At 72.2% G+C, this 22,087-nt stretch carries 19 protein-coding genes and 1 pseudogene; 8 read left to right on the forward strand and 12 right to left on the reverse strand.

Features of this window, described 5'->3' with window-relative positions; genetic code table 11:
- Positions 1 to 101: 101 nt before the first annotated feature.
- The gene (locus ACZ59A_RS31245) at positions 102 to 2,501 is read left to right on the forward strand and encodes a glycoside hydrolase family 65 protein (protein WP_470965476.1); all 2,400 of its coding nucleotides are present in this window, start codon (positions 102 to 104) and stop codon (positions 2,499 to 2,501) included.
- Between the two features lie 316 nt (positions 2,502 to 2,817).
- Here ACZ59A_RS31245 and ACZ59A_RS31250 read toward each other — a convergent pair.
- Positions 2,818 to 4,015, reverse strand: a pseudogene (locus ACZ59A_RS31250) (MFS transporter).
- Positions 4,016 to 4,166: 151 nt separating this feature from the next.
- On the opposite strand from ACZ59A_RS31250, the gene ACZ59A_RS31255 reads away from it, so the two are divergent.
- The gene (locus ACZ59A_RS31255) at positions 4,167 to 5,024 is read left to right on the forward strand and encodes a universal stress protein (protein ID WP_470965479.1); all 858 of its coding nucleotides are present in this window, start codon (positions 4,167 to 4,169) and stop codon (positions 5,022 to 5,024) included.
- 99 nt (positions 5,025 to 5,123) lie between these two features.
- Positions 5,124 to 5,795, forward strand: a complete 672-nt coding sequence (locus tag ACZ59A_RS31260; RefSeq protein WP_470965482.1) for a CBS domain-containing protein — start codon at positions 5,124 to 5,126, stop codon at positions 5,793 to 5,795.
- Between the two features lie 29 nt (positions 5,796 to 5,824).
- On the opposite strand, the gene ACZ59A_RS31265 is transcribed toward ACZ59A_RS31260, so the two are convergent.
- A complete protein-coding gene (locus ACZ59A_RS31265; protein WP_470965485.1) occupies positions 5,825 to 7,030 on the reverse strand; it encodes an Acg family FMN-binding oxidoreductase in 1,206 nt (401 codons plus the stop codon).
- Positions 7,031 to 7,215: 185 nt separating this feature from the next.
- On the opposite strand from ACZ59A_RS31265, the gene ACZ59A_RS31270 reads away from it, so the two are divergent.
- Both ACZ59A_RS31270 and ACZ59A_RS31275 read left to right on the forward strand, forming a co-directional pair.
- Positions 7,216 to 7,890, forward strand: coding sequence for a CBS domain-containing protein (locus ACZ59A_RS31270; protein ID WP_470965488.1), 675 nt, complete (start codon positions 7,216 to 7,218; stop codon positions 7,888 to 7,890).
- A gap of 215 nt (positions 7,891 to 8,105) precedes the next feature.
- A complete protein-coding gene (locus ACZ59A_RS31275) occupies positions 8,106 to 8,468 on the forward strand; it encodes a MarR family winged helix-turn-helix transcriptional regulator (protein WP_470965491.1) in 363 nt (120 codons plus the stop codon).
- Between the two features lie 71 nt (positions 8,469 to 8,539).
- Here the strand turns inward: ACZ59A_RS31275 and ACZ59A_RS31280 are convergent, their stop codons facing one another.
- From ACZ59A_RS31280 to ACZ59A_RS31320, 9 genes are read right to left on the reverse strand one after another with little or no spacing between them, the layout of a single operon-like run.
- Positions 8,540 to 9,172: a V-type ATP synthase subunit D gene (locus ACZ59A_RS31280; protein WP_470965494.1), complete on the reverse strand. Its 633-nt coding sequence runs from the start codon at positions 9,170 to 9,172 to the stop codon at positions 8,540 to 8,542.
- Positions 9,169 to 10,611, reverse strand: a complete 1,443-nt coding sequence (locus ACZ59A_RS31285; protein ID WP_470965497.1) for a V-type ATP synthase subunit B — start codon at positions 10,609 to 10,611, stop codon at positions 9,169 to 9,171. Before ACZ59A_RS31285 ends, ACZ59A_RS31280 begins: the two co-directional genes overlap by 4 nt.
- Positions 10,612 to 10,657: 46 nt before the next feature.
- Positions 10,658 to 12,412 carry a V-type ATP synthase subunit A gene (locus ACZ59A_RS31290; RefSeq protein WP_470965500.1) on the reverse strand — a complete coding sequence of 585 codons (1,755 nt, stop codon included), beginning with the start codon at positions 12,410 to 12,412 and terminating at the stop codon, positions 10,658 to 10,660.
- Positions 12,400 to 12,915 carry a hypothetical protein gene (locus tag ACZ59A_RS31295; protein ID WP_470965503.1) on the reverse strand — a complete coding sequence of 172 codons (516 nt, stop codon included), beginning with the start codon at positions 12,913 to 12,915 and terminating at the stop codon, positions 12,400 to 12,402. Before ACZ59A_RS31295 ends, ACZ59A_RS31290 begins: the two co-directional genes overlap by 13 nt.
- Positions 12,915 to 13,133, reverse strand: a complete 219-nt coding sequence (locus ACZ59A_RS31300) for a hypothetical protein (protein ID WP_470965506.1) — start codon at positions 13,131 to 13,133, stop codon at positions 12,915 to 12,917. The genes ACZ59A_RS31295 and ACZ59A_RS31300 overlap by 1 nt, the downstream gene beginning before the upstream one ends.
- Before the next feature lie 2 nt (positions 13,134 to 13,135).
- A complete protein-coding gene (locus tag ACZ59A_RS31305) occupies positions 13,136 to 13,555 on the reverse strand; it encodes an ATP synthase subunit C (protein WP_470965508.1) in 420 nt (139 codons plus the stop codon).
- Entirely contained in the window at positions 13,552 to 15,003 is a 1,452-nt protein-coding gene (locus ACZ59A_RS31310; RefSeq protein WP_470965511.1) for a V-type ATPase 116kDa subunit family protein, read from the reverse strand. The genes ACZ59A_RS31305 and ACZ59A_RS31310 overlap by 4 nt, the downstream gene beginning before the upstream one ends.
- Positions 14,990 to 15,892: a hypothetical protein gene (locus ACZ59A_RS31315; RefSeq protein ID WP_470965514.1), complete on the reverse strand. Its 903-nt coding sequence runs from the start codon at positions 15,890 to 15,892 to the stop codon at positions 14,990 to 14,992. The genes ACZ59A_RS31310 and ACZ59A_RS31315 overlap by 14 nt, the downstream gene beginning before the upstream one ends.
- Before the next feature lie 24 nt (positions 15,893 to 15,916).
- A complete protein-coding gene (locus tag ACZ59A_RS31320) occupies positions 15,917 to 16,396 on the reverse strand; it encodes a hypothetical protein (RefSeq protein WP_470965517.1) in 480 nt (159 codons plus the stop codon).
- A gap of 235 nt (positions 16,397 to 16,631) precedes the next feature.
- On the opposite strand from ACZ59A_RS31320, the gene ACZ59A_RS31325 reads away from it, so the two are divergent.
- The 3 genes from ACZ59A_RS31325 to ACZ59A_RS31335 are packed head-to-tail and all read left to right on the forward strand — an operon-like array spanning position 16,632 to position 21,148.
- A complete protein-coding gene (locus ACZ59A_RS31325) occupies positions 16,632 to 17,504 on the forward strand; it encodes a universal stress protein (protein ID WP_470965520.1) in 873 nt (290 codons plus the stop codon).
- Between the two features lie 36 nt (positions 17,505 to 17,540).
- Positions 17,541 to 18,422: a polyphosphate kinase 2 gene (gene ppk2, locus ACZ59A_RS31330; protein ID WP_470965523.1), complete on the forward strand. Its 882-nt coding sequence runs from the start codon at positions 17,541 to 17,543 to the stop codon at positions 18,420 to 18,422.
- Positions 18,419 to 21,148, forward strand: coding sequence for a bifunctional acetate--CoA ligase family protein/GNAT family N-acetyltransferase (locus tag ACZ59A_RS31335; protein ID WP_470965526.1), 2,730 nt, complete (start codon positions 18,419 to 18,421; stop codon positions 21,146 to 21,148). The genes ppk2 and ACZ59A_RS31335 overlap by 4 nt, the downstream gene beginning before the upstream one ends.
- A gap of 15 nt (positions 21,149 to 21,163) precedes the next feature.
- On the opposite strand, the gene ACZ59A_RS31340 is transcribed toward ACZ59A_RS31335, so the two are convergent.
- A complete protein-coding gene (locus tag ACZ59A_RS31340; protein ID WP_470965616.1) occupies positions 21,164 to 22,054 on the reverse strand; it encodes a universal stress protein in 891 nt (296 codons plus the stop codon).
- Between the last annotated feature and the right edge of the window lie 33 nt (positions 22,055 to 22,087).

Consider the following 22,087-nt stretch of genomic DNA (forward strand, 5'->3'; position numbering starts at 1 on the left):
GGAAGGGACCGGACATGGGCCGAAGGGCCCCGCCGCCCCCGTCGGTCGGCATGCGCCGTCGGGGCGGCGTTCCCATCATGGGACGAGGAGATGAGCGCCCCATGACGGAGTGGACGTGGGAGTACCGCGGCTATGACCCGGCCGCCGAACGGCTGCGTGAGGTGCTGTGCACCCTCGGCAACGGCTATACGGCGACCCGCGGCGCTGCGCCCGAGAGCTGTACCGGGCCGGTGCACTACCCCGGCACGTACGTGGCGGGGTGTTACGACCGGTTGCGCTCCGCCGTCGCGGGACGCGAGGTGGAGAACGAGGATCTGGTCAATCTGCCGAACTGGCTGCCGCTGCGCCTGCGGACACTGTCCGAGGACGGCGCCGCCGGAGCGTGGCTGTCCCCGGACACCTGCGCGCCGCTCGACTACCAGCAGATTCTGGACATGCGCACAGGGATCCTCACCCGGACGGTCGGCTACCGCGACCGCGACGGGCACCGGCTTGGAGTGGAGCAGCACCGGCTGGTCCACATGGGCGACCCCCACCTCGCCGCGCTGCGGACCGTCCTCACGGCGGAGGACCGACTGCGCCGCATCGAGGTCGAGTCGGCCCTGGACGGGGACGTGCGCAATGCCAACGTGCGCCGTTACGAGGGCCTGGACGAGCGTCACCTGACGGGGTTCGGCTCCGGTGACGCGGACTCCGATACCGCATGGCTGCGCTGCCGTACCCGGACCTCTGACATCCGTATCGCGCTCGCCGCGCAGACCCGGGTCACAGGGGCCGAGCCGATGTCATGCCGTCCGCGCATCGGACGTCGGCGGGCCGGGCACGCACTGACCCTGCTGGTCGAACCAGGCCACCCGGTCGTCGTCGACAAGATCGTGGCAATACACACCTCCCGCGACCTGGCGATCGCCGATCCGCTGCGGGCGGCGGTGGAACGCGCGACGACGGCCGAAAACTTCCCCGGCCTGCGCGCCTCGCACGCCGGTGCCTGGGCCGCGCTGTGGCGGCGCGCCGAACTCGACGTACCGGGGGAGCCCGGCCGCATCCTGCGGCTCCACCTCTTCCACGTGCTCCAGACCCTCTCGCCGCACACCGCCGATCTGGACGTGGGTGTCCCGGCGCGCGGTTTGCACGGCGAGGCGTACCGGGGGCATGTCTTCTGGGACGAGCTGTTCGTCCTGCCCTATCTGAACCTGCACTTCCCCGAAGTCTCCCGGAGCCTGCTCACCTACCGCCACCGGCGGCTGCCGCAGGCGTGCCGAGCCGCCCGGGAGGCGGGACACCTAGGAGCGATGTACCCCTGGCAGAGCGGCAGCGACGGCCGGGAGGAGACACCGCGACTCCACCTCAACCCCCTCTCGAACCACTGGCTGCCGGACCACTCCCGGCTCCAGCACCATGTGAACTCCGCGGTGGCGTACGACGTGTGGCAGTACTGCGAGGCCAGCGGGGACACCGAGTTCCTGCACACCAAGGGCGCCGAGATGATCCTCCAGATCGCCCGCTTCTGGGGCAGCTTGGCAGATCTGGACACGGCGCTCGGCCGCTACCGGATCCGCGGCGTGGTCGGCCCGGACGAATACCACGACGCATACCCGGGCAGCTCCCGGCCGGGACTGGACGACAACGCGTACACCAACGTCACCGCTGCCTGGGTACTCGGCCGGGCACTCGATCTTGCCCGCGGCCTGCCGGTGTGGCGGCGGCAGGAGCTGCTGGAGCGGCTGGTCCTGGACGACGCCGAACTCGCCCGCTGGGAGGAGATCTCGCGGCGGCTGTACGTGCCCTTCCACGCTGGAGTCATCAGCCAGTTCGACCGCTACGGGGAGCTGGCCGAGCTGGACTGGGACGCCTACCGCGCCACGTACCGGGACATCCGCCGACTCGACCGCATCCTCGAGGCCGAGGGTGATTCGGTCAACCGCTACCAGGCGTCGAAGCAGGCCGATGTCCTCATGCTCGGATACCTCTTTGCACCGGACGAACTGACCTCGCTCTTCCGAACGCTCGGTTACACCGTGGACGACACGGTGTGGTGCCGCACTGTGGACTACTACCTGAAGCGCACCAGTCACGGTTCCACCCTCAGCAGTCTGGTGCACGGCTGGGTTCTTGCCCGGACCAAGCGTGCGGCGGCCTGGCAGTACTGCCTACAGGCGCTGGAATCCGATGTCGCCGACATCCAGGGCGGAACCACTCCTGAAGGCATCCACCTCGGCGCCATGGCCGGCACCCTGGACCTGGTCCAGCGCGGACTGACCGGGCTGCGCACCCACGACGGGGCACTCCACTTGGACCCGGCTCCGCTTCCTCAAATGCCTGCCTTCCACTTCTCCCTCCGCTACCGCGGCCACTGGGGCGTGAGCCTCCGCTTGGACCGCGGCCGACTGCAGATCGCCGTTCCCGACTCCGATCACGAGCCGATCCGGCTGGTACTCCCCGACCGGACCGTCACCCTCGCCCCCGGCCAGAGCCACGCCCTGTGGCTCCCCCACCGCTGAAGCGGTCAGTCGGGTGACACCACGGCCGGGGCGACATCGTGCCCGCCGAGCGCTGCGGTGATGACGCGCCGTGGCTCCTTGCATGGGTGGAAGGGGACGGCTCGGGCCGCTCGCTCCCGACGGGCCGTCAGCAACATCCTTTGATCAACTTGTGCGTGCGGCCACGCGTGCTGCGCCGAATGGGCACCTGAGGGCCGGCGGGCGACCAGGCGTCGCGAGGGAGTGGCTCGCCCTTACCCAGCGGGTGTTGGCCGTTTGGGTCGAGGAACAGTGGGCGGGCAGCCGCAGGGTGGCAGCCGTTCCGGCGGCTTCCGGGTCATCGTGCGTTACGTCGTACGACGCTGGCGGTGAACACTCCGGCGACGGCCGCGGTGGCGGCCAGCAGGACGTATCCCCAGGTGTAGTCGTGCGTGACACTGTTCACTGCCCCCATCACCAGCGGGGGAAAGAAGCCGCCGAGCCCGCCCGCGGCGCCGACCACGCCGGTGACGGAGCCGACACGTTCCGGGGGCACCAAGCGGGCGACGAGAGCGAAGACGGCGCCGGCGCCCAGCGCGGCGGCCATGCCCAGGAAGGAGATCGTGCCGAGAGGGACCAAGGGGGCCTCTGCCGCGGCGACGAGCGCGAGAGCGGCCACCACGGCGTAAGCCGTCACCAGAACCGGAACTGGAGCACCCGGTCGGACAGCCACCCGCCCACCGGGCGCATAGCGACGGCCAGCAGGACGAAGCCGGCCGTGCGTGTGGCGGCGTCCGCGCGTTCGAGCCCGAAGGCGGTGGTGAGATACGTGGGCAGATACACGCCGAAGGCGACGAAACCCGCCGAAGGAGACGGCGTAGAGGAAGGCCGCCTGCCAGGCGACGACCGTACGCAGTGTGGCCGCCGTACGGGCCAGCAGCGATTCCGCCGTGACGGCACGTCCGGGGCTTATCACGGAGGAAGAGGGATGCCGTGACGGCGTACACCGCCAGAAGGACCGCGACCAGGTCGAAGGGGAAGCTCCGGCCAACGGCATCGGTGAGCTGCACGGTGGTAAAGGCGGAGATGGCCGTTCCGCCTGTGCCGATGCCGAAGAGTCCGAGGGCCAGTCCACGCCGCTCGGGGGGATACCACGCGTTGACGAAGGGGACGCCGATCGCGAACGTCGTGCCGCCCAGACCGAGGAGGAACCCGCCCCCGAGCACCTCGGCCAGAGAGTCGGCCATGTGCCCGAGATAGAGCACGGGCAGGATGGTCACGGCGGTGACGAGCGGGAACATCACCCGGGCGCCGACACGGTCGGTGAGCGCCCTGATGGGGATCCGCCCGAGCGAACCGACGAGCACGGGTGTGGCCACCACCAAGGACTGCTGGAAGGGCGTGAGGCCGAGGTCCTGCCGGAGGGCCGGTGCGAGCGGGGCGAGCAGGGACCACGCCCAGAAGGCGACCGAGAACCCGGTCGTGGCAAGGGTGAGCATCCAGGACAGCTGGGGAGGCGCGGTCGCGTGGTCTGTCCGCGGCATGTGGCTGCTCATGTTCCTCCTCTCGCACACAATGTTCCCGTCCCAGTGGCGCGGCCGCGCGTGGGAACGGGGTGCTGCACCCGTCTACCGGGGTGGTGGTTTGAGTGGTTTCGGGGTACTTCCCCGGGTGTAGAGGGGCTTCTTGTGAGACGAGGCAACCGCCATGGAGCAAGTGGTCACCGTAGGTCTCGACGGTTCGTCCGAGAGTCTGGCCGCCGCTCGCTGGGCCGCCGGTGAGGCGGAGCGGCGTGAACTGGCGTTGCGTCTGACGCACGCGTGGATTCTGCTGTCCCCGTCCACTCCCGACAGTCCCGCGGCGGACGAGCAGAATTACTGGGCGCAGCGGATCGTGCACGACGCGCACACCGAACTGTCCGACCTCCATCCGCGGCTGACCATCGTGGAGGACCTGGTCGCGGACGAGGCCGAGACGGCCCTGCTCGACGCGGCCGCGCGGTCGCGGATGCTGGTGCTCGGTTCACGGGGGCTGGACCGGGTGGCGAGCTTCTTCCTTGGCGACGTCGGATTGCATGTCGTCGGCCGGGCGGAGCGGGCCGTGGTGCTGGTCCGCGGGGACCGGGCGGCGGAGGGACGCCAACGGCATGTGGTCGTGGGCCTGAGCCTGCACGGTCCCCAGGACAACCTCCTCGAGTTCGCCTACGTCACCGCCTTCACCCGTGGTGTGCCGCTGCATGCCGTCCACGGGAGGAAGCCCGACCGGGCATATACCGCCGCCGGGGGCGCGGAGGCCGATGTGGCCCGGGACCTCGCCGAGCAGGCGCGACGGGAACTGGACGAGGTCCTGCGGCCGTGGCGGGAGAAGTTTCCCCGGGTGCGGGTCATCGACGAAATCCGGCTGGAGAGCCCTGCCCAGGCGGTCGTACGGGCCGCGGCCGACAGTGATCTGCTGATGGTGGGGAGGCGGAGACACCCAGCCACCCTCGGCCCCCGCCTTGGCCCCGTGGTGCAGGCGGCCGTGCACCACGCCGTCTGTCCGGTCGCCGTGGTTCCTCATGAATGACCGGGGGTAAACCGCTCGTCCGCGGACCCCGCCCTGAGTCGGGTCGGCGACGGCACGATCGGAAACGCCGGGTGGAACCGATGAGAGAGGAGAGGTCCTGTGCCTGAGACTCCGCATATCGTGAGCGATGTGATGACGCGAACGGTCGTCGCTGTCGGGCGGGACGCGCCGTTCAAGGAAATCGTGCAGACCCTGGGCCAGTGGCATGTGAGCGCCATGCCGGTCCTGGAGGGCGAGGGGCGGGTGATCGGAGTCGTCTCCGAGGCGGACCTGCTGCCCAAGGAGGAGTTCCGGGACAGCGATCCGGACCGCTTCGAGCAGATGCGGCGCCTGCCCGACCTCGCGAAGGCGAGGGCGGTGACGGCGGAGGAGCTGATGAGCACCCCGGCGGTGACCGTGCACATGGACGCAACGTTGGCCGAAGCAGCGCGGATCATGGCCGTCAGACGGGTCAAGCGGCTTCCCGTGGTCGACGCCGAGGGCATGTTGCGGGGGATCGTCAGCCGGGGCGATCTGCTGAAGGTCTTCCTCCGGGCGGACGAGGACATCGCGGAGGAGGTCCGCCGTACGGTGGTGTCCTGTCTCTTCCCCGGTCTCGCACACACCATCCACGTGCGGGTGGACGAGGGCGTGGCCACTCTCAGCGGGCAGCTGGGCGACACCGCTCTGATTCCTGTGGCCGCGCGCCTCGCCCGGGCCGTGGAGGGCGTCGTGGATGTCGAATGCCACTTCAGCGCCCCTGGACACGCCGAGGCGGCACCATCTTCCTGAACGCGGCTCGCGCAGTGGCGTCGACAGGGCTACGGCTCGATGTCCAGCACGTCATGGACCGGCCGACGAGGGGTCTGCGTGCCCGGCTGGCCGTAGCCCAGCCGCAGCACCATCTGCACATAGGCCGATCCCGACATAGGGTCACGCAGCGGCCAGCGCAGGTCGTCCCATTCCAGAGCCTGGGTGACGAACGAGGCGGCCAGCCCGTCGAGGGTGGCGTGCAGCAGCACCCGTTCCATCGCCTGGCCGGCGCGCAGCCAGTCCTCGGGCCGGTCGCGTGCGGTGCTCAGCAGGGCCAGGTGTGGGGTGGTCTCGAAGTCGGCGGTAGGCCGGCCGGGAACCGGTTCGCCGCCCGCGAAGTCCCGCATGGGCGCCTTGCCGATGCGGCGGCGGGGCCCGAAGGCGTGCTCCGGGACGCCTTCGGTGGCAGGCCGCGCATCGTCCGCCCGGCGGGTGAAGCGGGCCAGGTCCGCCGCAACGCCCGAATCGGTGAGATTGCGGGCTTCGGCCTCCAGCGCCAGGTCCAGGACGGCCTGTAGATGCCAGCCTGACGCGAACGACAGTGAGACGTACTCCCGGCGTGCGGCGTCGGCAAGAGCGGTGCGTACGGAATCGGGTATGGGCGTCTCGGCGAAGGGGTAACGGCTGGTGTGCCGGGTGTGCACGGCGGGGTACAGGGACGCCGGATCGTCGTCACCGCCGTCGAGCGGGCTGGTCAGTGCGACGGAGGCCAGCAGCATGGAGTCGGCCGGATCGGGAAGCAGCCGGGTTGTCGCCTGCCATCCCTCGTGCGCGACCGCGACCCGCAGGTTCATCAGGGCCGCGCCGCAGCCGAAGTGCAGGGCGCGCAGTTCCGGGTCGGAGTGGGGCAAGGAACCCCGGAGGTCTGCCCGGATGTGGAAGACACGCCTGCCCCGGAAGTACCGGAACTGCCATGGCTGGGCGTTGTGCATCGACGGGGCGGCTGTGGCGTCCCGTACCAGAGCCGTGACGACCTCGTCGGACGGGGGTTGCCCACTCGCGCGGCCCCGGGGCCTCTCCGACGCGTGCTCGATGTGGTGAATGTGTGCGTCCGGGCCGGGGAACACGAGGCTGACTCGATTCGAGTCCGACCATCGCACGTCGTAAGGAGGCGTTCCGTCGTCATGGTGGAGCCCGATGATCTCACCGTCCCGCCTGGTCGCGCCGGTGCTCGGGCTCTCCACGATCAGTTGGTCGCCGACATGGGCACGCATCAGGTTTCCTGCCTCCCGTCCCCCTTGCTCCTTCTCTCTCCACCATGGCACGGCGGTTGAGTGCTGTCCTGGGCCGAATGGCCGACCGGGTGGGCCGTGCAGCTCATTCGGAGGCCACTATGAGTTGCGAGGCTTGGCAGCCGGGAGCCGACCGGGACGGCAGAAGGTCGGAAGGAGGCGACAGGGTGCACCACAGGACAGTGGGAGAGCTCATGACCCGAGGGGTGGTCCGGGCGCCATGCGACATGCCGTTCAAGGAACTCGTCGCGCTCCTCGCGGAGAACGACGTCACAGCGGTGCCGGTCGTGGACGCTTCCGACCGTCCGATGGGTGTGGTGTCCGAGGCCGACCTGTTGCGCAAGGTGTCAGGTCAGGCCGATCCGTCCGGCCGGGTGCTGCTGCCGCGTCCGGAGGCATGGGAGCGGGCGAAGACTGAGGGTGCGAGGGCGGAGGAGCTGATGTCGGCTCCTGCCGTGTGCGTAGGCCCCGAGTGGACGGTCGCCGAAGCCGCCCGCCTGATGGCGGTCCATGACATCAAAAGGCTTCCCGTCGTGGACGAGACGGACAGACTGATGGGCATCGTCAGCCGCGGCGACCTGCTGCGCGTCTTCCTGCGCCACGACGATGCCATCCGTGACGAGATCAGCAGCGACATCCTGCGCCGGACCCTTCGGCTGGCTCCCTCCGCCGTGACGGTCGAGGTACGGGAGGGCGAGGTCACACTGGGCGGATCGGTGGAAGTGAAGAGTCTGATTCCGATCATTGTCCGGCTGTGCCGGAGCGTGGACGGGGTGGTCTCGGTCCGCGAACACATCTCTTTCCACACCGATGACACACAGGGCCCTTCCGCGGTTGCGTGAAGCCGCGCCCTTCAGGGAAGTCTCCGGGACCACCGGGGTTCCAGCCGGTCCCATTCGGCGCCCCACTGGGCATGCCTGCGACGGGCCATCGCGCAGGAGATGCCCCTGCGGACGTTGAGCACGATGAGGGCCACGGCTCCCGCTGTGATGCTGCCCGCGATCCATCCGGTGGTCCGCGCGACAGCTGGCCGCAACGGTGCTTCGACGAGGTCTCCGTGGCGGTCGCTCTGGTCGTTCTGGTCGTTCTGGTCGGCGGCGGCGAGCCGCCCTCGCAGCTCGCCCTGGCCAAAGAGGTCAGCCTCGACCGCACTGTGATGACCTATCTCCTCGACGACCTCGAAGCGCACAAGCTCGTGATCCGCCGCCCCGACCTCCGCGACCGGCGAGCCTGCCAGATCCTCATCACCGCCACCGGACGCGCCCGCCTCAGCCAGGTACGGAGCAGCCTCGCCGCCGCCGAAGCACGCCTCCTCACTGACCTCGACACCCAGGATGCGGAGCAGCTGCGCACCCTTCTCGCCCGCGTCGCCCAGACCGCCCAGCGCGAGTTGATCGCCCCCGACGAAGCGGACTGCTGACAGACCGGCCGTTTCTCGTATGCCTCCCCTGTCGGCAAACGATGGCGGGCTCAAATGATCACGCACCACCCCTACGGTCCGCCACGCTCTCTGTACCTGCCGGCGGCCCAGCGGCGGCGTACGGCGTCCTCGTGTTCGCTCTCTTCGAGAGCCAGGTTGATCCGGTCGAGCGTCTCCTCCAGGCGGGGGATCCAATGGCGCCGGAGGGCGCGGACCCGCTGGCGCGTGCCGGCCACCTCCGCTCCGACGACCCGGGCGGCCTGCCGTGCGACGGCGTACTCGGCGCCGGCCAGCAGCACCTGCCGGTAGGCGGCTTCGGCGTGCACCAGAGCGGTGTTGCCCGGGGTGGCCGCGTCGGGGGAGCGGTCCGGGATACGGCACGAGGCGAGTGCGGGGTGGCGCACCCCCACGGTCGACTCCTCACGCCAGGTGAAGTCCGTGGCGCCGACCCCCTCCGCCGCCGCTTCCAGGGCGTGTTCGCCACCCAGAAGCAGCCCTCTCAGCAGCCACGTCTCGGCGTCGCAAACGGCCTGCCGCCATGCCCGCGCACCGGCCTCCTCGGCTGACAGCAGGGCTTCGTGCCGTGTCCGCAGGACGCGCAGTTTCCGCTCCAGGAGCTCCGCACCACGCAACGCCACATCCAGGCTGTGCCGAAGGCGCAGCCGTCCGGCGCGGGAGGGCGGAGGGCCGGACGGGGCCGTCACGGCTCGTCCCCGTTCCGCTCGCCGCCGCCATCCAGCTCCGCCTGCTCGCCGTGGTCCGGTTCCGCTCGCGCGCCGTGCGCGTCCAGCAGCGGGGCGGGCAGCATCGTGAGCTCACCGCGGGGCAGGGCGAGGAGAACCTGCCATGCGGCGTCCAGTGTCCGGTCCAGGGGGCGCGCCTCGTCATACGGCTGGTGCAGGAAGCGGTGCAGGAACGCCTCGTCGAAGTCGAGGTAGCGGCGGTCGGTCGGGCTCAGGGCCGCCTCGCCCACCAGGTCCGACAGCTCCCTGACCTGCCGGGCCCGGGCGAGCGCGGCCAGCGTCTGGGACGCGAGGTCCAGGTGGTCGGGACGCGTGCGCCCGGGGCCCGCTCCCTTGCGCATGAGGCGGGACAGTGACGACAGGGCGTCCACCGGCGGATACACCCCCCGGGCGTGCACCTTGTGGGAGAGCACGATCTGGCCCTCGGTGATGTAGCCGGTCAGGTCCGGTACCGGGTGGGTGATGTCGCCCGCGGGCATGGTGAGGACGGGCAGCACCGTGATCGAGCCCGCGCGGCCGCGGATCCGGCCGCAGCGCTCGTACAGCGAGGCCAGATCGCTGTAGAGGTATCCGGGGTAGGCCCGGCGGGCCGGGACCTCGCCCCGTGCCGCGGACACTTCGCGCAGCGCCTCGGCGTAGGCGGTCATGTCGGTCATCACCACCAGCACGTGGCGGCCCAGGGAGAAGGCGAGGTGTTCGGCCACGGTGAGCGCGACGCGCGGGGTCAGGGTCCGTTCGATCACGGGATCGTCGGCGGTGTTGAGCAGCAGCACCAGTTCGCCCGCGGCCGAACGCTCCTCCAGCGCGTCCCGTACAAAGGCGGCGTCCGGATGGGTCAGGCCCATGCCGGCGAAGACGACGCTGAACGCCTCGCCACCGGCGGTGGCCTGCGCGGCGATCTGGGCCGCCAGTTCCAGATGCGGCAGCCCGGCCGCGGAGAACACCGGCAGCTTCTGTCCTCGCACCAGCGTCGTCAGGGCGTCGACGGCGCCGACGCCGGTGAGGACCGGATCGGATGGAGGCTCCCGCCGGACCGGGTTGATCGGGGTACCGCTCACCGCCGCGCTGGTCTCGCCGAACACCGGCGGCCCTCCGTCGATGGGCTCGCCGCGGCCGTTGCACACCCGGCCCAGCCAGCCCGGGCCGACGGGGACGCGCAGCGGTTCCCCGGCGAAGGACACCCGCAGGCGTGACGGGTCCATTCCGGCGGTGTCCTCCAGCACCTGCACCACAGCGAGTTCGCGGTCGACCTCCAGTACCAGGCCGTATCGCTGCTCGCCCGAGTCCAGGGTGATCCGTACGAACTCGTCCCACCCCACCCCCGAGACTCCTCGCACGATGGCGAGCGGGCCGCGCAGTTCCGTCACGGCCGTGTACTCGACCTCGCTCCACGTGGTCACGGCGCCTCGTCTCCCGCGCCGCGGGGGATGGGCCGGGGGCGGCCACTCACCGCAGTTCCCCGAGCCCGGCGAGCATGGTCTCCCGGCGCGCTGTCACTCCCGCTGTGTCATACGGGCCCACTTCCTCGCGCGCCCGCAGCACCGGCCCGAAGTCCGTGGCCTCCACGGTTGCCGCCGAGACGCCGGATGCGACGAGTTCCCGGCAGCGGTCGATGACAGCGAGGACGGCGTCGGCCACTGCCGCGGCCTTGTCCGGGCCGCAGTAGGCGTCGTTGGCGGACAGCGCGCTCTGCTGCAGCACTCCTTCGCGCACCAGCCGTCCGGCCAGGACGCTCACACGTTCCGAGTCGGGCAGGGCCGTGATGCCGACCAGGTCGACCAGATCCGCCAGCCGGTCGGCCTCCGCCAGCACCGCGGCGAGTCGGTCGCGCCGGGCGGCCCAGGCGGGGTCGCCGTCGGCCGCCCGACGGGCGGCGAGCGGTGCCGCGTCCCGGGAGAACGACCCCGCCCACGACACGGCCGGGTAGTGACGGGCATAGGCGAGGTCGCGGTCGAGCGACCACACACAGCGCACGAACCGTTCGGTGTGAGCCGTGACCGGTTCGGTCAGATCGCCGCCGGGCGGGGACACCGCCCCGATCACGGTCACCGAGCCCCGGTCGCCGCCCAGTGTCGTCACCGCCCCCGCGCGTTCGTAGAAGGCCGCGATCGCGGACGCCAGCCCGGCCGGGTAGCCCTCCTCGGCGGGCAGCGCGCCGGTGCGGGAGGCGAATTCGCGCAGGGCCTCGGCCCAGCGCGAGGTGGAATCGGCGATCAGTACGGTGTCCAGCCCCATGTCGCGGAAGTACTCGGCGACAGTGGCCCCCGTATGGATACCGGCTTCACGGGCCATCAGCGGCATGTTGGAGGTGTTGGCGATGGTCACCGTCCGGTCGGCGAGCCGTCCGCCGGTGCGCGGGTCCTCCAGCGCGGACAGTTCGGCGATGACATCGGCCATCTCGTTGCCGCGCTCCCCGCAGCCGACGTACACGATCACATCGGCGTCGCACCACTTGGCGATCTGCTGGAGCAGCATGGTCTTCCCGGTACCGAAACCGCCGGGGACGGCCACCGTGCCGCCGTGGGCGACGGGAAACAGCAGGTCGATCACCCGCTGGCCGGTGTGCAACGCCTCCGGCTCGCCACCACGTGCCCGCACCGGACGCGGACGGCGCACCGGCCACGAGGTGGCGATCCGGACCTCCGTGCCGCCCACGACGGCCACCACGGCGTCCTGGGGGTAGCTACCCTGCGGCGCGACGTGCTCCACCACACCGCTGACTCCCGGGGGCACGAGAACCCGGACCCGTACCGGCCCCCGGTCGCGGATCTCCCCGAGCACGCCGCCCTCCGCGACGTGTTCTCCTTCGCCCGTCGTCGGAACGAAGGACCAGCTCCGCTCAGCGGCCCGGCCCCGGGCGGCCCCGGGCAGCAGCCAGTCCCCGCTGCCGGACAGCGGCCGCAACAGGCCGTCGAACACGCCTCCGAGCAGGCCGGGGCCGAGCGTCGCGGACAGCGGCGCCCCGTGGGACCGTGCTTCGTCACCGGGGGCCAAGCCGCCCGTGTACTCATAGGACTGGGCGGTCACCACATCACCGCTGATCGACACCACCTCGCCGGGGATCCCGGACGGGCCGAAGGAGACCACGTCGTACATCGCGGTGTCACCCGCGTACTCCATTTCGACCAGTGGTCCGGCGACCCGCAGAACACGGCTGGGACGCCGCCCGCGTGCTTCGTCGGCTCCGCTCACGGCGACCACAGCGTCTCGACCTCCGCGCCGAGCCGGTCCAGCGCGCGTTCCGTGAGCCTGTCCACGGTGCAGTCGACCCACCGACCCGGCACACGGCCCACCACGCCCCCGCCGGGGACCTCGGCGATCTCGGCGTCCGGCCCCAGCAGCCCTCGGGCGCGTTCTCGCAGTCGGCCCAAGTCGGCCGGGCCCCACTTCTGACGGACATGTACGAGGGCCCGGCGGCTCAGCTCCTCGTACACCGCTTCGCGGGCGGCCAGCTCACGCATCCGGGCGTCTCGCCGGGCGCCCGCCCTGATGCCGCGGGCGGCGGCAGCGCCCTCCCGTTCGCCCTGCCGGTGGGCGTCCTCGACGAGGACGCGCGCCCTGGTCCGTGCCTCGCTGATCAGCGCCGCGGCCTCCCGGTCGGCCCGGGCCAGGACCTCCCGCGCTTCGGCCCGCGCTGTACGCAGCAGCTCCGCGCGCACCGGCGCGAGAGCGGGCACCGCCTCGTCGGACACCGGCTTCCTCATCACGGCAGCACCACGGTCAGCGGCCGGACGCTCTCCAGCGGCCCCGGGCCGAGCGCGTCCGCCGCCGCGGGCGTGAGGATGACCAGCTCGATTCCGGGCGGAAGGACACGCCAGGCTTCGCGGACCGCGTCCGGCTCCTCGGCGGCGACCACGGTGACACCCGCCAGGGCGAGCCCCGCCACGCGCGTCCGCTCCCCGAGGGCCGCCACCCGTCCCATGGTCAGGACTTCCCGATCAGGATGATGGCGACGACCAGCCCGTAGATGGCGATGCCCTCGGCCAGCCCGACGATGACCATCGCCCGGCCGAAGAGCTCCGGGCGCTCGCTGAGCGCCGCCACCGCGGCGGCCCCGGTGTAGGCCACGGCGATCGCCGCGCCGATGGAGGCCCCGGCCACCGAGATGGCGGCCCCGATGAGGGCGGCCGAGGCGGCGCCGGAGCTCTGTGCCGCGGCCGGTGCCGCCGCCTGTGCGGACCCGTTGCCCATGGCCACCACGAGGAGGGCCACCGCCCCCGCGAATAGCAGGGCGTTGGTGGCGAATACCCACCGCAGGGCTTTGTGCCGGGACCGTCGCAGCAGCAGCCGCCCCAGCGCCAGCACCACGCCGACGACGGGCAGAGCGATGAACCAGGCGATCACATGGCCTCCTCGTACGTCGCCTTACCGCGCGGCGCGGTCGCCACGTGCCCCTCACCGTTCAGCACGGGCAGGCGCCAGGGACGGAAGGGACGCCCCTGAGCCTCGAAGACCCGGGAGAACAGCTCGTAGAACTCCAGTCGCAGTGCCTGCACCCCGGCCACCAGCGCCTCCAGGGCGAAGGCGAGCGCGTTGCCGACGGCGAAGAGCACCGCGGCCGCGAGCACCGCCGCCCCGCCCCGGTCCGCCAGTGCCGTGGTGCCACGCCACACGATCGCGCCGAGCGCGGCATGCGTGAGTCCGAAGGCCGCCAGCCGTGCGAAAGAGATGACGTTGGAGCCGATGCGCAGCACCCCGTCGAAGAGCCGGATCCCCACCTGGACGGCGCCCTGCGCGCCACCGCCGGCCACGGCGGACAGTCCGGATCCGGCCAGCAGGAGGCCGGCACCCGCTATCACGGCGCCCGCCACGATGGCGGCGCGCCCGAACCAGACGCTGCCACCCATGACGGCGAGGCCCACGTAGAGCATCGCTCCGGCGATCCCCGAGAGTGCGAACAGGGCGTTCGCCGGCCCGCCTTCCCGCCAGCGGTTCGCGATGCCCGCCGCGTACGCCAGGGCCAGCAGCAGTGCGCCGAATCCGATGGCCGCGACGATCAGCCGCAGCGGGTCCCGCAGCGGGTTCAGCCAGAGCACCGGCAGCACGCCGGTCGGCCCGAAGAACTCGCCGTACGCGGCACCGGCCAGACAGCTGGTGAGCCCGGCCCCGGCGATGAACGGCCACAGCGGGCGCAGGGACGCGGCCCGGCGGGGGCGGCCCAAGCGCAGCGCGAGCCCCGCGAGCAGCAGCAGGGCCCCGTGTCCGGCGTCCCCGAACATCACCCCGAACATCACCACGTAGGCGATGCCCGCGGGCAGCGTGGGGTCGAGATCCGGGTACGGAACCGTCCCGTACGTCCGCACCAGGGGCACGAACGAACGCCGTACCGCACCGGCTTCGCGGAGCAGCGTCGGCGGCTCCACTCCGCGCGGCGCGCGCAGCGGCACCAGCGCCCCTCCCGCCGTTGCCAGACGCTCCGCGATCGCCGGAACGTCGTCGGCGGGGCACCACCCGGCGAGTGCCGCGACGTCTCCGCGCCGCACCGCACTTCCCCGGCGTTCTTCGAGCTGCGCCTCACCGGCCAGTAGATCGGTGCGACCCGCACGCTCCAACGTGTCGAGGTCGGGGGCCCGGACACTGAGCACCGCGCGCTCGGGCTCCACCCGCGAACGCCGTAGCCGATGGGACGCGGAGCCCTGACCGGGAACGCCCGGACCACCACCCTCGGTGTGGTCGATCTCGATGCAACCGGCTTCGGCGACGCGCACCAGCGTGTCCCGCAGCGCGTCTCGCGGGGCGACGATCGCCACCCTCCGCATGCGGACCGGCACCATCGCCTCAGGACGCCGCATCGAACGCCTCCAGATGTCCGCCGCCCCGCGCGGCGCCCTCCAGCGCGCCGCGCACCCGCCAGGCGTCCGTGGAGAGTACGGCGACCGCGCCCACGACTGGTGCCGAGCCGGGGCGGGAGCCGCGCAGCAGCGCCCGCCCGTCCTCGTCCAGCCGGTCCCACCACCGGCCCTCAGCCCACCACAGACCGGTCTCACCGTCGATCCCGGCCACGGCCCAGCGGGCGGCGGGCGGCAGCGCGCGGTGGTAGTCGGCGAACGACGTCGCGGCCATGGCCTTCGCGCCGAGCAGCCGCTCCGCCCGTTGCGCGGACGGCCGGGACAAGGAACGGCGGGCGACGAACACCTCCCGCCCGACCAGCAGGGCGAGCCGCCCCGCCGCCCAGCGCGCGGCCTCCGGCACGGCCATCGCCGTACGCACCGCCGCGGACACCCGCATCCCCACGGCCACCGCCGCGGGAGTGGCAGCCCCGGGGTCGCCCCAGCCGGAAGCGGCCAGTGCGGCCCGCAGCTCCCGCGGCGATCCGGTACGGGCCAGCCGGGGCCAGGCCGTCGCCAGCGCGCCCAGCCGGTACGGCACCCGGGCTCGGCCGACGCCCGTCAGCGTCCGCAGATGGTCCTCCACGTTGGCGATCTCGAACCCGGAGGCGAGCAGCCGGATGGTGTTCGCGCCGCTGAGCGGCTGCCACCCGGCGAGCACCCGCAGATGCCATAGAAGAGCGGCCGTCACTGCCTGCTGGGCGTCGGCGAGCGATGTCCCGGGGAGCAGCCCCCGACCGTAGGGCGAGGAACTCAGGTGGCGAACGGCGGCTTGGAGGCCCGGTGCCGAAGCAACCTCCTCTGCCTCCTGCCTGCCGAGGGCGCGCGAGAGCATGGCCCTGGCGCGTGTCACCCCGGCCACCCATGCGGCGCCCACTTACGGATTCCCCCGACCGGTGTTCCCGGGCCGACCTCTGGCAGGGGTGTGCGGGGTCTCGATGTCCTCGGCGACCAGGTGCGCCACCCGGTCCAGGAGACGGGGCATACGCTCCTCGGCCCTGCGGCGCACCGCGGACGCCTCCCGCTGTGCTGTGGCGAGCAGTTCCGCCGCCTCGGCCTCGGCGTCCCGGCGGACGCGGGCCGCGCTCGTCGCCCGCACCTCCCGAGCCCGCTCCTGGGCGCTCTCCACGATCTCCCGGGCCCGGCGCTCGGCCGCGCGCCGCCTCTCCGTCGCCTCGCGGGCCGCGCCGTCGCGGATGTGCCGGGCTTCCTCCTCGGCTTCTTCCAGGAGCGCCAGCGGCGGCTCCAACTCGGCGCTGAGCTCCGCTGTACGGTCTGCGGGCACGCCGCCGGGCGCCGCCCGGCCCGGCGACCCGACCGGGCGGAACCGCAGCAGAAAGTCCCGGAGTCCGGCCACGACCTCTCCTCTTGGTTCGGCCCTCGCTCCCAGTGTCCGCACCGGGCGGGGGCCTGTCGCGCTGGACTGGGCTGTCCATAGGCGATGCGGCTCGGCAGCGTGGCCGCCCGATGGGTGCCACACTGGCCGCATGGGTGACCGGCGCACCCCCGCGTCCCCGGTGTGGTGGCGCGCGGGGGCCACCGCGATTGCCCGTCCGCGACGGCACCGGAATCCGCGAGGAGGCCGAGACCCGATGACGGAGACTCCGATGGCACGCCCCATCACCGTCGGCCTGGACGGCTCGCCCGAAAGCCTGGCTGCCGCCGAGTGGGCGGCGCGCGAGGCGCAGTGCCGAGGCGCGCCGCTGCGGCTGGTCCACGCCTGGATGCTGCCGGCGCAGACGGCGCGTACCGCCCAGACCCCCGAGATGCGCAAACTCTGGGCACAGGAGGCCCTGGACGCGGCGAAAGCGCGTCTCATGGCCCGCTACCCAAAGGTGCCGGTCTCCGCCGAACTCGTCCCGCGCACGGCCGTCGAGGGTCTTGTGGCCCGCGGCGCTGCCTCGGAGATGCTGGTGCTGGGGTCGCACGGGCAGGGCCGGGCAGCCGGCTTTCTGCTCGGATCCGTCGGACTGCACGTGCTGGGGTCCTCGACGAGCCCGGTGGTGATGGTGCGCCGAGGCAGTGAGGAACGGACCGGGCCCGGAGGGGGCGAGGTGGTCGTGGGCATCCAGGATCCGCCGGAGTCGGCCGTACCGATCGAGTTCGCCTTCGCCACCGCCGCCGCACACGGGACCGGGGTGCGTGCCGTACGGGTACTGGCGCCGCCGGCCGTGTTCCCCCACGGCCCGCGGACACTTCCTGGCGAGGGTGCCGGACATGCGGAGCCTAGGCGGCTGGCCGAAGCGGTGGAGCTGTGGCAGGAGAAATATCCCGATGTCCCGGTGACCGAGCACGTCGAGCACGGTCACGCCGCGGAGGTCCTGCTGACGGCGGCCTCGCGGGCCGGCCTGGTGGTCGTCGGCCGCCCCACCCACCGGCCCGCCGTGAGCCCCCGCCTCGGCCATGTCACCCACGCCCTCCTCCATCACGCCACGTGCCCCGTCGCCGTCGTACCCCATGACTGACGAAACGCGGTCAGCCGCCCTTGGAAGGGAGAACCGATGGCGCGCCGCACGACACCGGACGAGAGCGGAGCAGGACGACTGCCTCGCGCACGGTACGAGAAGGAGCTGCGGCGCTTGCAGGTCGAGCTGGTGAAGCTCCAGGAGTGGGTACGGGGCGAGGGCCAGCGCCTCGTGGTGGTCTTCGAGGGACGGGACGCGGCCGGGAAGGGCGGCGCGATCAAACGGGTCACCGCGCGCCTCAACCCACGTGTCGTGCGCACCGTCGCCCTACCGGTGCCGACGGACCGCGAACGCACCCAGTGGTACTTCCAGCGCTATGTCGAGCAGCTTCCCGCGGCCGGTGAGATCGTGCTCTTTGACCGTAGCTGGTACAACCGGGCCGGCGTTGAACGCGTCATGGGCTTTTGTACCAAAGAGGAGTACCAGCGCTTCCTGCGTCAGTGCCCGGTCTTCGAGCGGATGCTGGTCGAGGACGGGATCCTGCTGCTCAAGTACTGGTTCTCGGTGAGCGACGCCGTACAGGAGCAGCGGTTCCGTCAGCGGCTGAGCGACCCCACCCGACGCTGGAAGATATCGGTGATGGACCTGGAGTCCATCACCCGCTGGGAGGCGTACTCCCGGGCCAAGGACGAGATGTTCGCGTACACCGACATCCCCGAGGCCCCGTGGTACGTCGTCGAGAGCGACGACAAGCGCACGGCCCGGATCAACATGATCGCCCATCTGCTGTCCACTGTGCCGTACGGCGACGTCCGGCTGCCGGACCTGCGGCTGCCGTCCCGCCCCGCGCCCACCGGCTACCAGCGGCCCCCCAGGCAATTGCAGACGTTCGTGCCCGACCATGCCGCCTCGCTCCTGGTCCCGGACCGCGGACCAGTCCCCAAGGCCGGCCCGGCCGACGGAAGGGGGCACGGATGACGGACACCACCCACCGTCCCGGCACGGTCCACGCACTGCTCGCGGACGGCAGCACCGTCGAGATACGTCCCGCCCGGCCGCAGGACCTGGACGAGGTCCTGCGGATGCACCGTGAGATGTCCCCCGAGGCCCTGCGGCTGCGTTTCTTCGCCGTCAATCCGCGCTACGCACGGGCGGCGGCGGAGCGCATCTGCGCACCGGAACACCCCGGATACCAGGCGCTCGTCGCGGTGGCCGGGGGCCGGGTGGTCGGCGTGGCCGAGTACGACACGCTGCCCACGGCCCCCGGCGAACCGGTGTCCGCCGACATTGCCCTGGCCGTTGCCGAGGGCCGCCACGGCCTGGGCATCGGCACCCTGCTGCTCGAACACCTGGTGCACGCGGCCCGGGAGGCGGGGATCTCGGCCTTCACGGCCGAAGCGCTGGCCGAGAACCACGAGGTCCTGAAGGTCTTCGGCGATCTGGGTCTGCGCACCTCACGCCACTTCGACGGCACCGACGTACGCTGCACCGTCCACCTGGCGGAGGACGAGGACTACCTTGCGGCGGTGGACCGGCGGGGCCGGATCGCCGATGTGGCCAGCCTGCGGCCACTGCTGCGGCCGCGTTCGGTGGCCGTCGTCGGCGCGGGCCGGCGGCCCGGATCGGTGGGGCGCGCCGTGCTGGGGAACCTGCGGTCCGGGGGCTTCACCGGTCCGCTGTACGCGGTCAACTCCCATGCCCCCGTCATCGAGGGAACACCGGCGTTCCCGTCCGTGGCTGCCCTGCCGCGCGTGCCCGAACTCGCCGTGCTCGCCGTACCGGCTCCCGCGGTCCCGGGCGTGGCGGAGGAATGCGGCGCGGTGGGGGTGCGGGCGCTGGTCGTCCTGACGGCGGGGCTCGACGCCGGCCAGGCGGAGGCGCTGTTCACCTGCTGTCGCCGCCACGGGATGCGGCTGGTGGGCCCCAACTGCCTGGGGATCGCCGACACCTTCGACGAGGTGCGTCTCAACGCCACGTTCGCCGCGCATCCGCCGCTGCCGGGGTGTGTGGGCGTCGCCGTGCAGTCCGGCGGCGTCGGCATCGCGTTGCTGGAGCGGTACGGGCGCCTCGGTGTCGGCGTGTCCAGCTTCGTCTCGCTCGGCGACAAGTACGACGTCAGCGGCAACGACATGCTCCAGTGGTGGGAGTCGGACCCCGCGACCCGGCTCGCCGTGCTCCACCTGGAGTCCTTCGGCAATCCGCGGGCCTTCTCCCGCACCGCCCGCCGCGTCGCCCGGACCATGCCCGTCCTGACCGTGGACGCGGGCCGCTCGGAAGCCGGACGGCGCGCTGCTGCCTCCCATACCGCCGCCGCGGCCACCCCCACCATGACCCGCCGCGCCCTGTTCACCCAGGCGGGCATCATCGCCACCCAGAGCGTCGCCGAACTGGTCGATACCACGGCGCTGTTGCACGCCCAGCCACTGCCCGCCGGTGCCCGTGTCGCGGTCGTGAGCAACGCCGGGGGAGCCGGTGTGCTCGCCGCCGACGCCTGCGTCGACGCGGGGCTGACGGTACCCGCCCTCGACACGGGTTTGGCCGATGAGCTGCGAGGAATTCTGCCGACGGGGGCCGCCACCACCAACCCCGTGGACACCACGGCCGCGGTCACCGCCGACCGGCTGCGCTCCTGCCTGGACCGGCTGACGGCGCACGGAGCCGTGGACGCCGTACTGGTGGCGCTCGTACCCACCGCGCTGGCCACCGGCACCCGGGACGACCCGCTGCTCGCCCTCACCGCCGCACCCGGGCGGCGATCCCGCCCGGTGGCCGCGGTCCTCCTCGACCAGGAAGCTCCCGTACGGCTCCTGCCGACCGCGGACGACAGCCTGGTACCGGCCTACACCGAACCCCAGTCGGCGGCCCGTGCCCTCGCCCACGCCGTCCGCTATGCCCACTGGCGGGCCGAACCGCCAGGCAGCGTCCCCCCGCTGTCGGGGATCGACCGCGCCGGTGCGGCGGACCTCGTGGAAACATTCCTCTCCCGCCACCCCGGCGGTGGCTGGCTCGACCCGCGTGACTGCGCGGCCCTGCTCGACCGCTACCGCATCCCCCAGCTGCCCTGGGCCTGGGCCGAGGACGAGGACACCTCCGCGGCCGCTGTACGGCACCTGGTCGGGGAGGAGCGCGGCCGGGTGGCCATCAAGGCGTACTGGCCCGGCCTGGTGCACAAGAGCGACCAAGGAGCGCTGCGGCTCGACCTCGAAGGGCCGGACCAGGTACGCCACGCGTACCGGGAACTGCGGACGCGCTTCGGGGACCGGATGACCGGTGCCCTCCTCCAGCCGATGGCGCGCCGGGGCATCGAACTGTTCGCGGGCGTCGTCCAGGACGAGGTGTTCGGCCCCCTGGTGCTCTTCGGCCTCGGCGGCACCGCCACCGAACTCCTCGCCGACCACGCCGCCAGGCTCGCCCCGCTCACCGACCGCGACGTGCACAGCCTCCTCACCGCCCCGCGCTGTGCCCCACTGCTGTTCGGCTATCGCGGTGGCGGGGCTGTCGACCTGGAGGGGCTGGAAGAGCTCCTGCTGCGACTGTCGCGGATGGCCTGTGACCTCCCTCAGCTCGCCGAGACCGACCTCAACCCGGTGGTGGCCCGGCCCGATGGCGTCGTGGCCCTGGACGTCCGGCTGCGCATCCTGCCCCGCCACGCGTACGACCCCTATCTGCGACGGCTGCGCGCCGCCCGCAGGTGGCGGGCCTGAGCACACCCGTTCCGGTCACACCCGCTGCGGGACGACGGCCACCGGGCACGCCGCGCGGTGCAGCACGGCATGGCTGACCCGGCCGAGCTGCAACCCGGAGCGGTCGCGACGGTGCAGAGATCCGACGACCAGCAGATCGGCCTGCTCCGACACGTCCTGAAGGACCCGGTGTGCCGGGCCCTCGATCACCTCGCGGTGGCACACGGTCTTGGCGCCCTTGTCGCCCTCCTCGCGCTCGACCTCGTCCAGCACCTCATTGAGGATGGTCGCCGCCTGCTCCTCGTAGAGCAGGGTGCTCGCCTCGTGTATGAGCAGCGACTGGCTCCCGTGTGAGTGCGCCGGGCGCCGCCAGGTGCGTACGGCGTGCAGTTCGGCGTCCCGCGCCCGCGCCTCGCGGAAGGCGAACCGGATGGCGGCCGACCCCTCCGCGACATCGCCGACCGCAAGGACCACACGTCCGAAGGCCGCCCGACGGTTGCGCTCCGCGCCGCGGACCACGATCACGGGAGAGAGGGAACGTGCCGCCACCGCCAGACTGACCGAGCCCAGAAGCGTGTCCGCCAGCTCGCCCCTGCCGCGGGAGCCGGTGACCACGGCGAACGCTTCGCGGCCCTCTTGCAGCAGAGCCGACACGGCGTCCTCGGACAGGGCCTCGGCGGACACCTTCACCTCCGCGTTGCGCGATGTCGCGCGCTGCATGCAGGAGGCGACGATGTTCTCGGCCACGATCTCCCCGGAGGAGCGGCTGGTGCCGAACGAGGGGAGACGGCCCTCGTACTGCTCCCATCGGGAGGCGTGGACCAGGCGCAAGGGCAGTGCGTGGCGGGCCGCCTCGTCCACGGCCCAGTCCACCGCCTCAAGACTGGAGTCCGATCCGTCAACACCCACGACCAGCGGGAGCGCCATCATCCCCACCGCCTTTCTACGGTCGACTCGTCC

The organism is Streptomyces sp. NPDC040405, from assembly GCF_055595765.1.

Bases quoted from the DNA above. Each gene is read 5' to 3' on its own strand.
- ACZ59A_RS31245 (WP_470965476.1), top strand. From the start codon at position 102: ATGACGGAGTGGACGTGGGAGTACCGCGGCTATGACCCGGCCGCCGAA.
- ACZ59A_RS31255 (WP_470965479.1), top strand. From the start codon at position 4,167: ATGGAGCAAGTGGTCACCGTAGGTCTCGACGGTTCGTCCGAGAGTCTG.
- ACZ59A_RS31265 (WP_470965485.1), bottom strand. From the start codon at position 7,030: ATGCGTGCCCATGTCGGCGACCAACTGATCGTGGAGAGCCCGAGCACC.
- ACZ59A_RS31295 (WP_470965503.1), bottom strand. From the start codon at position 12,915: ATGAGGAAGCCGGTGTCCGACGAGGCGGTGCCCGCTCTCGCGCCGGTG.
- ACZ59A_RS31300 (WP_470965506.1), bottom strand. From the start codon at position 13,133: ATGGGACGGGTGGCGGCCCTCGGGGAGCGGACGCGCGTGGCGGGGCTC.
- ACZ59A_RS31310 (WP_470965511.1), bottom strand. From the start codon at position 15,003: ATGCGGCGTCCTGAGGCGATGGTGCCGGTCCGCATGCGGAGGGTGGCG.
- ACZ59A_RS31325 (WP_470965520.1), top strand. From the start codon at position 16,632: ATGACGGAGACTCCGATGGCACGCCCCATCACCGTCGGCCTGGACGGC.
- ppk2 (WP_470965523.1), top strand. From the start codon at position 17,541: ATGGCGCGCCGCACGACACCGGACGAGAGCGGAGCAGGACGACTGCCT.
- ACZ59A_RS31335 (WP_470965526.1), top strand. From the start codon at position 18,419: ATGACGGACACCACCCACCGTCCCGGCACGGTCCACGCACTGCTCGCG.
- ACZ59A_RS31340 (WP_470965616.1), bottom strand. From the start codon at position 22,054: ATGGCGCTCCCGCTGGTCGTGGGTGTTGACGGATCGGACTCCAGTCTT.